Annotated in this window: 15 protein-coding genes; 9 read left to right on the forward strand and 6 right to left on the reverse strand. The window is 66.6% G+C overall.

Features of this window, described 5'->3' with window-relative positions; genetic code table 11:
- Window positions 1–1263, forward strand: a 1263-nt coding sequence (gene lpdA / locus QM682_RS16625; protein ID WP_415131730.1) for a dihydrolipoyl dehydrogenase, incomplete at its 5' end; no start/stop codon positions are given.
- 85 nt (window positions 1264–1348) lie between these two features.
- Here lpdA and QM682_RS16630 read toward each other — a convergent pair.
- Window positions 1349–2518 carry a M20 aminoacylase family protein gene (locus QM682_RS16630; protein ID WP_415131732.1) on the reverse strand — a complete coding sequence of 390 codons (1170 nt, stop codon included), beginning with the start codon at window positions 2516–2518 and terminating at the stop codon, window positions 1349–1351.
- Between the two features lie 85 nt (window positions 2519–2603).
- Window positions 2604–3947 carry an NAD(P)/FAD-dependent oxidoreductase gene (locus QM682_RS16635; protein WP_415131734.1) on the reverse strand — a complete coding sequence of 448 codons (1344 nt, stop codon included), beginning with the start codon at window positions 3945–3947 and terminating at the stop codon, window positions 2604–2606.
- 135 nt (window positions 3948–4082) lie between these two features.
- On the opposite strand from QM682_RS16635, the gene QM682_RS16640 reads away from it, so the two are divergent.
- On the forward strand, window positions 4083–4469 hold the full coding sequence (locus QM682_RS16640; protein ID WP_415131736.1) for a VOC family protein: 387 nt from the start codon (window positions 4083–4085) through the stop codon (window positions 4467–4469).
- Here the strand turns inward: QM682_RS16640 and QM682_RS16645 are convergent, their stop codons facing one another.
- Window positions 4470–6311 (reverse strand): dipeptide ABC transporter ATP-binding protein, encoded by a 1842-nt coding sequence (locus QM682_RS16645; RefSeq protein WP_415131738.1) that lies wholly within the window; start codon window positions 6309–6311, stop codon window positions 4470–4472.
- 230 nt (window positions 6312–6541) lie between these two features.
- Between QM682_RS16645 and QM682_RS16650 the strand changes: the two genes are divergently transcribed.
- The 3 genes from QM682_RS16650 (at window position 6542) to QM682_RS16660 (ending at window position 10277) form a co-directional block, all read left to right on the forward strand.
- Window positions 6542–8254, forward strand: coding sequence for a peptide ABC transporter substrate-binding protein (locus QM682_RS16650; protein ID WP_415131740.1), 1713 nt, complete (start codon window positions 6542–6544; stop codon window positions 8252–8254).
- Window positions 8255–8317: 63 nt separating this feature from the next.
- Entirely contained in the window at window positions 8318–9325 is a 1008-nt protein-coding gene (locus tag QM682_RS16655) for an ABC transporter permease (protein WP_415131742.1), read from the forward strand.
- Window positions 9318–10277, forward strand: coding sequence for an ABC transporter permease (locus QM682_RS16660; protein ID WP_415131744.1), 960 nt, complete (start codon window positions 9318–9320; stop codon window positions 10275–10277). The genes QM682_RS16655 and QM682_RS16660 overlap by 8 nt, the downstream gene beginning before the upstream one ends.
- Before the next feature lie 25 nt (window positions 10278–10302).
- Here QM682_RS16660 and QM682_RS16665 read toward each other — a convergent pair whose 3' ends face one another.
- Genes QM682_RS16665 through QM682_RS16675 form a run of 3 tightly spaced genes read right to left on the reverse strand, consistent with a single transcriptional unit; the run spans window position 10303 to window position 12499 of the window.
- Complete coding sequence (locus tag QM682_RS16665) at window positions 10303–10956, reverse strand: thiamine diphosphokinase (protein ID WP_415131746.1); 654 nt, start codon at window positions 10954–10956, stop codon at window positions 10303–10305.
- Window positions 10953–11177 (reverse strand): DUF2842 domain-containing protein, encoded by a 225-nt coding sequence (locus tag QM682_RS16670; RefSeq protein ID WP_415131748.1) that lies wholly within the window; start codon window positions 11175–11177, stop codon window positions 10953–10955. The genes QM682_RS16665 and QM682_RS16670 overlap by 4 nt, the downstream gene beginning before the upstream one ends.
- Before the next feature lie 29 nt (window positions 11178–11206).
- Entirely contained in the window at window positions 11207–12499 is a 1293-nt protein-coding gene (locus QM682_RS16675) for an adenylosuccinate synthase (RefSeq protein ID WP_415131750.1), read from the reverse strand.
- Between the two features lie 198 nt (window positions 12500–12697).
- Here QM682_RS16675 and QM682_RS16680 point away from each other — a divergent pair, with 198 nt between their 5' ends.
- Genes QM682_RS16680 through QM682_RS16695 form a run of 4 tightly spaced genes read left to right on the forward strand, consistent with a single transcriptional unit; the run spans window position 12698 to window position 14720 of the window.
- Window positions 12698–13522 (forward strand): urease accessory protein UreD, encoded by an 825-nt coding sequence (locus QM682_RS16680; RefSeq protein ID WP_415131752.1) that lies wholly within the window; start codon window positions 12698–12700, stop codon window positions 13520–13522.
- 17 nt (window positions 13523–13539) lie between these two features.
- A complete protein-coding gene (locus QM682_RS16685) occupies window positions 13540–13842 on the forward strand; it encodes an urease subunit gamma (protein ID WP_415131754.1) in 303 nt (100 codons plus the stop codon).
- 9 nt (window positions 13843–13851) lie between these two features.
- Window positions 13852–14400, forward strand: a complete 549-nt coding sequence (locus QM682_RS16690; protein ID WP_415131756.1) for a HupE/UreJ family protein — start codon at window positions 13852–13854, stop codon at window positions 14398–14400.
- An 11-nt stretch (window positions 14401–14411) separates the two neighbouring features.
- Entirely contained in the window at window positions 14412–14720 is a 309-nt protein-coding gene (locus QM682_RS16695; protein WP_415131789.1) for an urease subunit beta, read from the forward strand.
- Window positions 14721–14724 lie beyond the last annotated feature (4 nt).

Here is a 14724-nt window from a genome sequence, read left to right on the forward strand (position 1 = left end):
AACTGGGGCTGCATCCCGACCAAGGCGCTGCTGCGCTCGGCCGAGGTGTTCCACCTGATGCACCGCGCCAAGGAATTCGGCCTTTCCGTCGAAAAGGCTAGCTACGACCTTGGCGCGGTCGTCCAGCGTTCGCGCGGGGTGGCCAAGCAGCTTGCCGGCGGCGTGGGCCACCTGCTGAAGAAAAACAAGGTCACCGTGATCATGGGCGAGGCCACGCTGACCGCCCCGGGCAAGCTGTCGGTCAAGACCGACAAGGGAGCCGAGGAGGTCACCGGCAAATCCATCGTGCTGGCCACCGGCGCCCGCGCCCGCAACCTGCCCGGCTTGGAGGCGGATGGGGAACGGGTCTGGAACTACAAGCACGCGCTGCAACCGCCGCATATGCCGAAAAAGCTGCTGGTCATCGGCTCGGGGGCCATCGGTATCGAATTCGCCAGCTTCTTCAACACGCTCGGCGCCGAAACCACCGTGGTCGAGGTGATGGACCGCGTCCTGCCGGTCGAGGATGCCGAGATCTCGGGCCTGGCCAAGAAGCAATTCGTCAAGCAGGGCATGAAGATCCTGGAAAAAGCCACGGTCAAGAAGCTGGACCGCAGCAAGGACAAGGTCACCGCCCATATCGAGGTCGGCGGCAAGACCGAGACGCAGGAGTTCGATACGGTCATCTCGGCCGTGGGTATCGTCGGCAATGTGGAAAACCTCGGACTTGAAAAGCTGGGCGCCAAGATCGACCGCACCCATGTCGTGACCGACGAATATTGCCGCACCGGGGTCGAGGGGCTTTACGCCATCGGCGATGTGGCGGGCGCGCCCTGGCTTGCGCACAAGGCCAGCCATGAGGGCGTGATGGTCGCGGAACTGATCGCGGGCGGCCATCCGCACCCGATCAAGCCGAACTCGATCCCCGGCTGCACCTATTGCAACCCGCAGGTCGCCTCGGTCGGCCTGACCGAAGAGAAAGCGAAAGCCGCGGGCCACGAGGTCAAGGTCGGCCGCTTCCCCTTCATCGGCAACGGCAAGGCCATCGCGCTTGGCGAATCCGAGGGCCTGATCAAGACCGTCTTCGACGCGAAGACCGGCGAGCTTCTGGGCGCCCATATGATCGGCGCCGAGGTGACCGAACTGATCCAGGGCTATGTCGTCGGCCGCACGCTGGAAACCACCGAGGCCGAGTTGATGGAGACGGTCTTCCCGCACCCGACGCTTTCGGAAATGCTGCACGAGGCCACGCTTTCGGCCTATGGCCGCGCCATCCATTTCTGAAGAAAGACAAGGGGGCCCGCGCGGCCCTCTTCCGCTTTCTTTGCTTTCCAAATACCCGGCCCGACGCCTCCGCCGGGCCGGCCGGTCAGGCTGAAACCGGCATCCGCGCCTCGATCATGCCGGCATACCAGCTTGACCCCGCCGGGATGGCATTGTCGTCGAAATCATAGGCGGGGTGATGCACCATGGCCGTGTCGCCATTGCCGACGAAAATATAGGCGCCCGGACGTTCGTTCAGCATATAGCTGAAATCCTCGCCCGCCATCATCGGCTCCATGTCGGTCAGCACCTCTCCGGCCACCTGGCGCGCCACCTCGGCGGCAAAGCCCGTGGCCTCGGGATGGTTGATCGTCACGGGATAGCCGCGCTGGTAATCCACCTCGGCCTTGGCGCCGAAGGCGGCGGCAACATGGGTCGAGACGCGCTTGATCCCGTCCTCAAGCTGGTCGCGCACTTCCGCCGCCAGGCTGCGCGAGGTGCCTTTCAGCTTCACCACCTGCGGGATGACGTTATGCGCGGTCGAATCGGTCTGGACCGCGCAGACCGAGATCACGCCGCTTTTGATCGGATCGACATTGCGCGCGACGATGGATTGCAGCGCGACGATGATCTGGGCCGCGACCAGCGTGGTGTCGATCGCCTCATGCGGCTTGGCGGCGTGCCCGCCCTTTCCGGTCACCGTGATGTCGAACTGATCGGTGGCGGCCATCATCGCCCCCTCGCGAATGGCGAAGGTGCCGACCGGATAGCCGGGCATGTTGTGCATGCCGTAAAATTCCTGGATGCCCCAGCGATCGACCATGCCGTCCTGGATCATGGCAAGGCCGCCGCCGCCGCCCTCTTCGGCGGGCTGGAAGATCATCACGGCGGTGCCGTCGAAATTCCGCGTCTCGGCCAGGTATTTCGCCGCGCCCAGCAGCATGGCGGTATGGCCGTCATGGCCGCAGGCATGCATGGCGCCGGCGATCTTCGAGGCATGCTCGGCCCCCGTCCGCTCGTGGATCGGCAGCGCGTCCATGTCGGCGCGCAACCCGATGACCCGGCCGCTGCTGTCGCTGCGGCCCTTGATCACGCCCACGACGCCGGTGCGGCCGATGCCCTCGGTCACTTCGTCGCAGCCGAATTCCCGCAGCAGTTCGGCGACCCGCGCCGAGGTGCGATGGGTCTCGTAGAGCAATTCGGGATGCTGGTGGAAATCCCGCCGCCAGGCGGTGATCTCGGGCAGAAGTTCGGCGAAACGGTTCTTGACGGGCATGGGACATCTCCTTCGCAGGGCAGGTTAGTCCTTTCCCGTCCAAGGGCAAGGCTGCAACGCCCGCTGCCGGGTTTTGTCGCAGCCCTTAGATCGAGGGGCCCAGTTCCACCGGCGATCCGTCCGAAAAACGGCCAAAGCGGAAACGCCGCAGATCATGGCCGGGCGGGCGCCCCAGCATCAGGTCCGCCATGACCCGGCCGATGCCCGGCCCGATTCCGAACCCATGCCCCGAAAGGCCGGTCGCAATGTAAAGCCCCGGCAAGGGCGTCTCGTCCAGGATCGGCACCTGGTCGGGCATCACGTCGATCATCCCGGCCCAGGCTCGCGTCAGAGGCACGGATCCCAGCCCCGGAAAGGCGCGCGCAAAATCCCGGCGCAGCCGGGCTATGCGGACGGGATTGGCGGGAGGGTCCAGCACCCGCAGCCGCTCGAACGGGCTTTCGCGGTCCAGCGCCCAGCGGCGCGGCGTGCCCCAGGCGTCCGGGTAACCGGACGGCGCGGCGGGGCGCAAACGGGTATGGCGCAGGTCACGGCGGATCTGGGGCAGGAAATGTCGCAGATCGCGAAAGGCGGTGGGGCCGATCCAGAAATCATGCCCGATGCCCGGCGCCAGCGTATAGCCGCCATCATTGCGGCGGCGAAAAGCGAACCCCGGATCGGCGGCATTGCCTGCATGAATCTCGGGCATCGCCCCGGTCGCGACCACGGTGGCGCGCACGGCAAGCTGCGGAACCCGCAAGCCCGCATTTCCCGCGAAAAGCGACGACCAGGCCCCCGCCGCCAAAAGCACCTGCTCGGCGGCGATCCGACCCTTCTCGGTCACGACGCCGCTGACGCGGCCCGCGGCGGTCTCGACCCCGCGCACGGCGCATTCCTCGCAGATGGTGACGCCCGCCTGGGCGGCAAGACCCGCGATGGCGGGAACGGCGGTCCATGGCTCGGCGCGGGCATCGTCGGAGGTGCGCAGCGCACCGATCCAGCCTGCGGCATTCGGCATCATCGCCTCAAGCTCGGCCCGCGACAGAAGCCGCGTATCCAGCCCATGCGCGCGGGCATGAGGCAGCCAGGCGGCGAAATTCTCCAGATCGGCCTGGCGCGCGGCAAGATAGGTGGTGCCGGCGCGCCGCAGCCCCACCGCGTCGCCCAGCCGCCGGTCCAGCCCCTGCCACAGCCGCAAAGCCTCGATCATGATCGGCAGTTCGGCCGGATCGCGGCCCTGCTGGCGCACCCAGCCCCAGTTGCGGGAACTCTGCTCGGCGGCGATCCGGCCCTTTTCGCACAGCACCACGCGCCACCCGGCCTCAGCCAGGTAAAGCGCGGTCATCACCCCGGCAATGCCGCCGCCGATGACGACGGCATCCGCCGCCGCCGGCGGCATGGCGGGAAAACGGATCGGATCGCGAAGCGAGATGGGGCCGCCGGTCTGCATGGGCCAAGGACTAGATCCAAGCGTCCCGCCATGCAATTCGCGATTTTCTTTGCGTCCAGATACCCCGGCCGCATTCGCATCTTGCCCCGCCCCCCCGCCCGCGCCCAAGCTGGCGGGGCACGGAAAAAAGGCCCCATGATGCTTCTAAGGATCCACCACGCCGCGATCATCTGCTCGGACTATGCGCGTTCGCGCGATTTCTATACCCGCATCCTGGGCCTGCGCGTCCTGGCGGAAAACCACCGCCCGGCGCGACAAAGCTGGAAGCTGGACCTTGGCCTGCCCGATGGAGGCCAGATCGAGCTTTTCAGCTTTCCCGAACCGCCGCCGCGCCCGAACCGCCCCGAGGCGCGGGGCCTGCGCCACCTGGCCTTTGCCGTCGCCGATATCGACGCGGCCAAGGCCCGGCTGGAAAGCCAGGGCATCCAGGTCGAGCCGCTTCGAACCGACGAATATACCGGGCGCCGCTTCACCTTCCTGGCCGACCCGGACGGCCTGCCGCTGGAACTTTACGAAGAGTGATCAGCCGTCATGCGTGCGCGGGCTCAGCAGCACGCGATGGCCCGGCGACACCTCGCGCCAGGCCGAGGGCTCGGGCTGGTAGCCCACGGGATGGATCGGCGAGGGGATCGGGCGAAAGCGCAGATCCTCGGAGATTTTCTTGCGGCGCGGATCGGCCACCGGCACGGCGGACATCAATTGCCGCGTATAGCTGTGCTGCGGATTTTCGAAGACCTGCCGGCGCGTCCCGATCTCGACGATGCGGCCCAGATACATGACCGCGACATGATGGCTGACCCGCTCGACCACGGCCATGTCATGGCTGATGAACAGGATCGAAATTCCCAGTTCTTGCTGCAATTCCAGCAGCAGGTTCAGCACCTGCGCCTGAACCGACACGTCCAGCGCCGAAACCGCCTCATCGGCGATGATCAACTTGGGGTTCAGCGCCAGGGCGCGGGCGATGGCGATGCGCTGGCGCTGGCCGCCGGACATCTCATGCGGATAGCGGTTCATGAAGCTGCGCGGCAGTTCCACCCGGTCGAACAGCCCGGCGATGCGCGCGCGCCGCTCGGCGCGGGTGCCGATGCCATAGTTCAGCATCGGCTCCTCGACCTGATCGACCAGCTTCATCTGCGGGTCGAGGCTGGCGAAGGGATCCTGAAAGATCATCTGCATCTGCCGCCGCGCCAGCCGCAGGCTTTCGGGCGGCAGCGCCAGCATGTCCTGCCCGTCCAGCCGCACCTCGCCCGAATTCGGCTCGACCAGGCGCAGGATCGAGCGGCCGGTGGTGGACTTGCCGCAGCCCGATTCGCCGACCAGGGACAGGGTTTCGCCCGCGTTCAGGGTAAAGGACACATCCTCGACCGCATGGACCTGGGCCACGGTGCGCCGCCACATTCCACCCTTGACGGCGAATCGGGTGCAAAGGTTGCGCACCTCAAGCAGCGGCTTCGGGGCTGTCGGCCGCACCGGCGCCGAAGCCACCGCCGCCCGGCCATCGCGCATCAGCCGCATCGGCTCGGGCGCGTCGCGGCCCGTCATCTCGCCCAGCTTCGGGACGGCGGCCAGCAGCGCCTTCGTATAGGGCTGGCGCGGAGCCTCGAAGATCTGGGCGACGGGGCCCTCCTCGACCTTGTCGCCGCGAAACATCACCACCACGCGGTCGGCCATCTGCGCCACCACCGCCATGTCATGGGTGATGAACAGGATCGCCATCCCCGTCTCGCGCTTCAGGCGGTCGATCAGGGCCAGGATCTCGGCCTGGATGGTCACGTCCAGCGCGGTCGTAGGCTCATCGCAGATCAGAAGCTTGGGACGGCAGGCCATCGCCATGGCGATCACGACGCGCTGGCGCATGCCGCCCGAAAGCTCATGCGGATATTGGCCCAGCCGCCGCTCGGGCTCGGGGATGCGGACCTCGCGCAGAAGCTCAAGCGCGCGCTCAAGCGCCTGGGCCTTGGTCATGCCGCGATGCGCGATCAGCCCTTCGGAAAGCTGGTCGCCGATGATGAAGACCGGGTTCAGCGCGGTCATCGGCTCCTGGAAGATCATGGCGATCTGGTTGCCGCGAATGTCGCGCATCCGCGATTGCGGCGCATGGACCAGATCCAGAGGCTTGCCGTCCGCCTGAAACAGCAACTGCCCCTTGGCGATATGGCCGCCGCCGAACTCGATCAGCCGCATCAGCGAAAGCGAGCTGACCGATTTGCCCGAACCCGATTCGCCGACCACGCAGACACATTCGCCGGCGGCGATGTCGAAGGACAGTTCGCGCACCCCCGTCACCGGCCCGTCATTGGTCTGGAACGTCACTTGCAGATTGCGGATCGAGACCAGCGGCGAATGATCAGTATCAAGCATGGCACAATGTCCCCCTGGGCGATGGCTTGTCCAAGGCTATGCGACAGCGGCGGCGATGCAATATCTTTCGGCAACCCAGATCACACTTGCTTTTTTCAGGGCACATAACCCAGACTTATCGCTGTTCCATGGGCAGCCCCGTCGACAACAGGGCAACGGCTGGGAAGGGTTGAAACAGAAAATGGCGGCCCGACCCCGGAGCACAAGCCAACCAACAGCGGGAGAGTTCGATGACATTCAGGAGATTGACACAAGGTGTCGCGGCTGCGGCGTTGATGACGCCCCTCTCGGTCGGCGCGGCCCTGGCCGAGCGCGGCTCGGACGGGCAGTTGAACATCATCATGTGGCAGGCGCCCTCGACGATGAACCCCTATCTGTCGGCCGGGACCAAGGACGTTCTGGCGGCCTCGATGACGCTGGAACCCTTCGCCAGCTTCACGCCCAAGGGCGATCTCGTGCCGCGCCTGGTGGTCGAAATCCCCAGCCTGGAAAACGGCGGCATTCCTGAAGACCTGAAAAGCGTGACCTGGAAGCTGAAACCGGGGATCAAGTGGTCGGACGGCTCGGCGCTGACGGCGGCGGATGCGGTCTTTACCGCCGAATATTGCATGGATCCCAAGGGCGGCTGCGCCCAGGCCGCCAAGTTCGACGGCGTCGAAAAGGTCGAGGCCCTGGACGATCTGACGGTGAAGGTGACATTCACCGGACCCCGCCCGGACCCATTCACCGCCTTCGTGGCCGGCCAGTCCCCGATCCTGCAAAAGGCCCAGTTCGAGAAGTGCAAGGGCGAGGCCGCGCCGACCTGCACGCAGCAGAACTTCAACCCGATCGGCACCGGCCCGTTCAAGGTCGCCGAATTCCGCACCAATGACGTGATCAGCTTCGATGCCAACCCTGAATATCGCGAACCCGACAAGCCCGCTTTCGCCAAGCTGGTGATGAAAGGCGGGGGCGATGCCGCCTCTGCGGCGCGCGCCGTGATGGAAACCGGCGAATTCGATTATGCCTGGAACACCCAGCTTGCCCCCGACGTGATCGCCGGCATGGAGGCCAAGGGGCTGGGCAAGGCCGCCGCCGCGTTCGGCAGCCTTGTCGAGCGGATCCATGTCAACCTGAGCGATCCCAGTTCGGACCTGCCCGAGGGCGAGCGGTCGACCATCAAGCATCCCCACCCGATCCTGTCCGATCCCGCCGTGCGCAAGGCGCTGTCCATGGCCATCGACCGCACGCTTCTGACCGAGATCGGCTATGGCATCGCGGGTCAGCCCACCTGCAACCATGTGCCCGCACCCGCCGCCTGGGCCTCGGACAACACGGAATGCCTGACCCAGGACATCGAGGGCGCCAAGGCGCTGCTGGATGGCGCCGGCTGGACCGTGGGCGGCAGCGGCATCCGCGAAAAGGACGGCAAGCCCCTGAAGCTGGTCTTCCAGTCCTCGGTCAACGCGGTGCGCCAGGACTTTCAGGCGCTGATCAAGCAATGGTGGTCCGAGATCGGCATCGATACCGAATTGAAGATCGTCGATGCTTCGGTCTTCTTCGGCGGTGATGCGGGCTCTCCCGACACGTTCCAGAAGTTCTACGCCGATGTCGAGATGTTCGCGAACAACTTCGAGGGCAACAACCCCGAGCCCTATCTGGCGCAGCAGATCTGCCGCCTGTCGCCCGGCCCGCAGAACCAGTGGCAGGGCGAGAATACCAGCCGCTATTGCGATCCCGAATATGACAAGCTGATCGGCGAACTCAGCAACATCGTCGATGCCGACGAACGCGCGGCCCTGGGCCGCAAGCTGAACGAGATGCTGACCAAGGACAGCAACGCGATCATTCCGCTGGTCTATCGCGGGACCACCTCGGCCTATGCCAACAGCCTGGGCGGGGTCGAGCTGAACGCCTGGGATACCGAGATCTGGAACGTTGCCGACTGGTATCGCGTCAAGTGACGCGCCCGGCCCGCGCCCCCTGCGAGGCGCGGGCTTTTGCCCTTTCGCGATCGGGGACAAGCGATGCTCTTTTACGCCCTTCGTCGATTACTGCTGGCGATTCCGACACTTCTGTTCATTTCGCTGGTGATCTTCCTGCTGCTTGAGGCGTCGCCCGGCGATCCCTTGGGCGATATCCCCCTGACCATCCCGCCCGAGGTCAAGGAGAAGATGCGCGAGGCCCTTGGCCTGGGCCAGGCTTGGTATATCCGCTACTTGCTGTTCCTGAAGCAATTCTTCTGGGTCGAGCCGCTTTATTGGGCCGACCAGATCTTCGGCACGCAGTTCACCGCGGGCATGCAGCGGATCATGAGCTTCCAAAGCCGCAGCCCAGCCTTCGACGTGATCGCCCAACGCCTGCCCCAGACCCTGACCGTGGTGGGGCTGTCCTATGTGGTGGGCGTGCTGATCGCCATCCCGATCGGCATCATCTCGGCCTATAAACAATATAGCTGGTTCGACCAGATCGGCACTTTCGTCTCGATGGTGGGCTTTTCGCTGCCGACCTTCTTCACCGGGGTGGTGCTGATCATCATCTTCGGCATCAAGCTGCAATGGTTCCCCTCGATCTACGACACGACGCTGCGGGTCACGGACTGGCCAAGCTTCGTGCAGCAGATCCGCCAGATGGTGATGCCGGTCACGGTGCTGGCGCTTTACAACGCCGCGCAGATCAGCCGCTTCATGCGCGCCTCGATGCTGGACAACCTGCGCCAGGACTACGTTCGCACCGCCCGCGCCAAGGGCCTGACCGAGCGTGTCGTGGTGCTGAAACATGTGCTGCGAAACAGCCTGATCCCGGTCGTGACCGTGATCGCCCTGGGCCTGCCCGCCGTCTTCGGCGGCGCCATCATCACCGAGCAGGTGTTCAAGGTGAACGGGCTGGGCCAGCTTCTGATCCTGGCGATCAACTCCAGCGACATTCCCATGGTGATGACGCTGACCTTCATCTTCGCCATCCTGATCGTGGTCTTCACCTTGATCGCGGATCTGCTTTACGGCGTTCTGGACCCGAGGATCCGCTATGACTGAGCCCCGCCCCGAAGAGACCGCCGCCGCCGCCCCGTCCGAGATCCAGCCGGTGGCACAGGTCGAAAGCGCGCCCCCGCCCCGCAGCCAGTGGCGCGATGTCTGGCGCCAGTTCCGCAACCATCGCGGCGCCATGATCGCACTGATGCTTTTCGTGGCGGTCCTGCTTTTCGTGCTGATCGGGCCTTGGCTCTGGACGCTTTCGCCGACCTATGTGGACATTCGCGCGCGCAACCAGTCCTTCAGTTGGGCGCATCCGCTGGGCACGGACCAGTTGGGCCGCGACATGCTGTCCCGGCTGATGGCGGGGGGTCAGGTCTCGCTGGCGGTGGGGATGACGGCCATGCTGATCGCGCTGACCCTGGGCAGCCTGATCGGCGTGCTCTCGGGCTATTTCCGCCGGCTGGACGCACCGCTGATGCGGGTGACCGAGCTGTTCCTGGCCCTGCCCCTGCTGCCCCTTCTGCTGCTGATGGTGACGCTGTTTCGCGAACCGCTGGGCAAGGCGCTGGGGCCGGCGGGCGGCACCTTCCTTCTGATCGTCAGCGCGATCGGCGTCACGTCCTGGATGCAGACGGCGCGGATCGTGCGCGGCGACGTGCTGGGCCTGAAAGAGCGCGAGTTCATCCTGGCCGCGCGCTCGATCGGCACGCCGGGGCGGCGGATGATCCTGCGCCATGTGCTGCCGAACGTGGTCTCGCCGATCATGGTGGCGGCGACGCTGGGGATCGCGACGGCGATCATCACCGAAAGCGCGCTCAGTTTCCTGGGCCTGGGCTTTCCGCCCGATTTTCCCACCTGGGGCCGGCTTCTGTTCGACGCGGTGGACCAGATGCAGCAATTCCCCTGGCGGGTGGTGCTGCCGGGGCTGATGATCTCGCTGACGGTGCTGTCGGTGAACTATATCGGCGACGGGTTGCGCGACGCGCTGGACCCGCGGATCCGGGGCCGCTGACGCCTCGGTTTGCCGGGGTGTTTGATCAGGCGTCGCGCAGCGCCGCGACAAGCGGCGCAAGCTGCGCGCGGGGCAGGATCAGCAGCATCGGGCCTTGCATGGCGATCCGAACCGGGCCGGTGGTCCGGTTCGAGGTGCCGATGCGGCCATCGGGGGCCATCGGCAACCCGTCGATGGGCCAGGCGAGGCCCGTCGAACGGCCCTGCGCCGGCCCCATCGGAAAAAGCGAGAGCCGCGTCCCGACCGGCAGGTCCAGCGCGATCCGGGGCGGGCAAAGGGTAATCACATCCTCGTCCGCGATCAGGATCGTGGGCGGGCCGATCCCCCGCGCCAGCGTCGAAAGGGCGGCCAGGAAATGATCCTGTCGCCCGCCGGAAAAACCCACGGCCAGCACCAGCGGCGCGTCGATGCGCGAAAGGCATTTCTGGAAATCGGTGCTGTCCTGCTCGGCTATGGGGTGCAGCCTCTGGGGCGGGATCGCGGCGCGCGCCTGATCCGAGATCGAATCGAAATCGCCCCAGACCGCTTGTGGCACATGGCCCAGCCGCACCGCCTGATCCGCGCCGCCATCCGCCGCCGCCAGCACAGGGGCCAGCGTCAGGGCCAGCCCCAGATGCCGGGGCGGGAAAGGCCCGCCGCCAACCAGGGTCACGGCTTCGCGGCTGGCAAGCCGGGTCATCGGCGCGGCTCTTCGCCCCGGCCGACGCCCGAAAAGACCCTGCGGAAAGGCGCGACCCAAAGGATGCCCAGCACGACATAGACGCCCAGCTCGACCAGGATCGGCTGGCGGCCGAATGTCCGGTCAAGCCAGTTCACCGCCGTTACCGCCGCCGCGATGTACAGCGGCAGCACGACCAGCAGGATGACCAGGGACCAGCGTTTGCGGGACTTCAGCGTCATCTGCCGTCCTTTCCAACCACGCGTTTCGGTCAATCCGCGAAGGGATCGGTGACCAGGATCGTATCCTCGCGCTCGGGCGAGGTCGAAAGCAGCGCGACAGGGCACTGGATCAGTTCCTCGATCCGGCGGACATATTTGATCGCCTCGGCCGGCAGGTCGGCCCAGGAGCGCGCGCCGGCGGTCGATTCCTGCCAACCGGGCATCTCCTCATAGACGGGCGTTACCTTGGCTTGCAGCGCGGCGGCGGTCGGCAGGTGGTCGTAATGGGTGCCGTCGATTTCATAGCCGGTGCAGATTTTCAGTGTCTCGAACCCGTCCAGCACGTCGAGCTTGGTCAGCGCGATGCCGTTCACGCCCGAGATGGCGCAGGTCTGGCGCACCAGCACGGCGTCGAACCAGCCGCAGCGGCGCTTGCGCCCGGTCACGGTGCCGAATTCATGGCCACGCTCGCCCAGGCGCTGGCCGTCGGCATCGTCAAGCTCGGTCGGGAAGGGACCAGAGCCGACGCGGGTAGTGTAAGCCTTGACGATGCCAAGGACGAAACCGATGGCGCTGGGACCCATGCCGGTGCCACTGGCCGCCATGCCCGACATGGTGGTCGAAGAGGTCACATAGGGATAGGTGCCGAAGTCGATATCCAGCAGCGAACCCTGCGCGCCCTCGAACAGGATGCGCTTGCCGGCCTTGCGATAGTCGTTCATCACCTTCCAGACCGGCTGGGCGAATTGCAGCAGCTTCGGCGCGATCTCCAGAAGCTTGGCGCGCAGTTCGGCGCGGTCGATGGGCGTGGCGCCCAGACCCTGGCGCAGCGCGTCGTGATGGGCCAGCAGGCGGTCCAGGCGCGAATCCAGCGTCTCTTCATCGCCCAGGTCGGCGACGCGGATGGTGCGCCGGCCCACCTTGTCCTCATAGGCGGGACCGATGCCGCGCCCGGTGGTGCCGATCTTGCTGGCGCCCGCCGCCTCTTCGCGCAGCTTGTCCAGATCCTGATGAAGCGGCAGAATCAGGGGCGTGTTCTCGGCGATCATCAGGTTCTCGGGGCCGATCTCGACACCCTGGGCCGAAAGCTTGTCGATTTCCGCGAACAGCGCCCAGGGGTCCAGCACCACGCCATTGCCGATGACCGCCATCTTGCCCTTGCGCACGATGCCCGAGGGCAGCAGCGACAGCTTGTAGACGGTATCGCCGATCACCAGCGTGTGGCCGGCATTATGCCCGCCCTGAAACCGCGCGATCACATCGGCCCGCTCGGACAGCCAATCAACGATCTTGCCCTTGCCTTCGTCGCCCCATTGCGCGCCGACGACCACCACGTTGGCCATAGTGCTTCCCTTCCCGGTCCAGAATGCCGCGACCGGGTATAACCAGCGAAGCCGCAGGAAGAAAGCAGAATTGCCTATGGCTAATCGTTGGGCAGTAAGCGCGATTTTTAGACACTCCTCCGAGAATCGGGTCCGACTCGCGTTCTGCGCATTGCGAAATCGCTGCCGCATTGCCCATGGTCCGGGCAAGAGGACTCCATGCTGCATCAAAACGTCATCCAGGATCAGGCCGGCGAACTGCCCAGGGCGAAAGGCGTCCTGCGCGCGGGGTTCGCCCTGCGCGAGGGGCGGACCCGGCTGCGGCGGTTGCATCAGGCAGGCAGCGCCAAGGGCATGCTGCCGCCCGCGCCGGGCTGTGAGCTTGTGCTGCTGAACACCTCGGGTGGGCTGACCGGCGGCGACCGGATGGAGATCCAGGTGGCGCAGGACGCCGCGACCCGCCTGACCGTGACCACCCAGACCGCCGAACGCGCCTATCGCAGCGTGACGGGCCGCGCGCGCGTGCAGGCGCGCTTCGATGTCGGGGCGGGCGGGCATCTGGACCTGCTGCCGCAAGAGACGATCCTGTTCGACCGCGCCGCCCTTGCCCGCCAGCAGGAGATCGCGCTGGACGCCGACGCGACCTGCCTTTGGTGCGAGACGCTGATCCTGGGCCGCGCCGCCATGGGCGAGACGGTGCGCAGCCTGGACCTGACCGACCGCCGCCGCATCAGCCGGCAGGGACGCCCTCTTTTCGTCGAGAACCTGCGCCTGACCGATTCCGTGCTGGCGACCGATGGCCCGGCCACGCTGGCGGGCGCGCGCGCCTTCGCCACGCTGGTCCTGGTCGCCCCCGACGCCGCCGACCGGCTGGACCGCGCCCGCGCGGCACTGGGGCAGGATGTCACCTCGGCCGCCAGCGCCTTTGACGGCAAGCTGGTCGCGCGACTGATGGCCGGGGACGGCTGGCCGCTGCGCCAGGCGCTGATGCGGCTGATCCGCGCCATCCGGCCGGCCCCCCTGCCCCGCGTTTGGCAGATTTGAACCTTGATGAGGACAAGATGAACCTGAGCCCCCGCGAAAAGGAAAAGCTGCTGGTCTCGGTCGCCGCCATGGTGGCGCGGGGCCGGCTGGCGCGCGGCGTCAAGCTGAACCATCCAGAAGCCATCGCCCTGATCACCGATTTCGTGGTCGAGGGCGCGCGCGACGGCCGCACCGTCGCCGACCTGATGGAGGCGGGCGCCCATGTCATCGCGCGCGAGCAATGCATGTCGGGCATCCCCGAGATGATCCATTCGGTCCAGGTCGAGGCTACCTTTCCCGACGGGACCAAGCTGGTCACCGTCCACGATCCCATTCGCTAAGAGGCCCAGATGAAACGCATTCTTCCCTTCCTGCTGTTCCCCACCGCCGCCCTGGCCCATCCTGGGCATCTGGGCGGGCATGGTCCCTTCGCCGAGGGCTGGATGCATCCCATCGGCGGCGCCGATCATGTGCTTGCCATGGTGGCGGTCGGTCTTTGGGCAGCGACCGCGGCCGACCGGCGCGCGATCTGGGCGCTGCCGCTGACATTCATGGCGGCGATGGTGCTGGGCGGCGCGCTTGGCGCGGCGGGCGTGCATCTTCCTGCGGTCGAGCCGATGATCCTGGCCTCGTCCGTCGTGCTGGGACTGGCGGTGGCGCTGGCCCTGCGCCCCTCGCTGGGCTTGGCGCTGCCGATGGTGGCGGCGTTCGGCGTGATGCATGGCCATGCGCATGGCGCCGAGGGTCCGGCGGGCGGGCTTGCCGCCTATGCGGCGGGCTTCGTGCTGGCGACGGGCGCGCTGCACCTGGCCGGCATCGGGCTGGGCCGGCTGGGCGTCACGCGCTGGCTGGGCGCGGCCACCGCGGCGGCGGGCGTCGCGCTGGCGGTGATGCCATGACCCGCGACCTGCTGATCCCGGGCCAGGTTTTCCCCGCCGAGGGCGAGATCACCCTGAACGCCGACCGCGAGGCCATCGCGCTGATGGTCTCGAACACCGGCGACCGGCCGGTGCAGGTCGGCAGCCATTACCATTTCGCCGAGACGAATCCGGGCCTGTCCTTCGACCGCGACACGGCGCGGGGGATGCGGCTGGACATCGCCGCCGGCACCGCCGTCCGCTTTGAACCGGGCCAGACCCGCGAGGTGCGGCTGATCCCCTTTGCGGGCGGGCGCGAGGTCTGGGGCTTCAACGGCAAGGTCATGGGCAAGCTGGACTAGCTTG

The organism is Paracoccus sp. (in: a-proteobacteria) (assembly GCF_047605025.1).
Classification (GTDB): Bacteria; Pseudomonadota; Alphaproteobacteria; order Rhodobacterales; family Rhodobacteraceae; genus Paracoccus.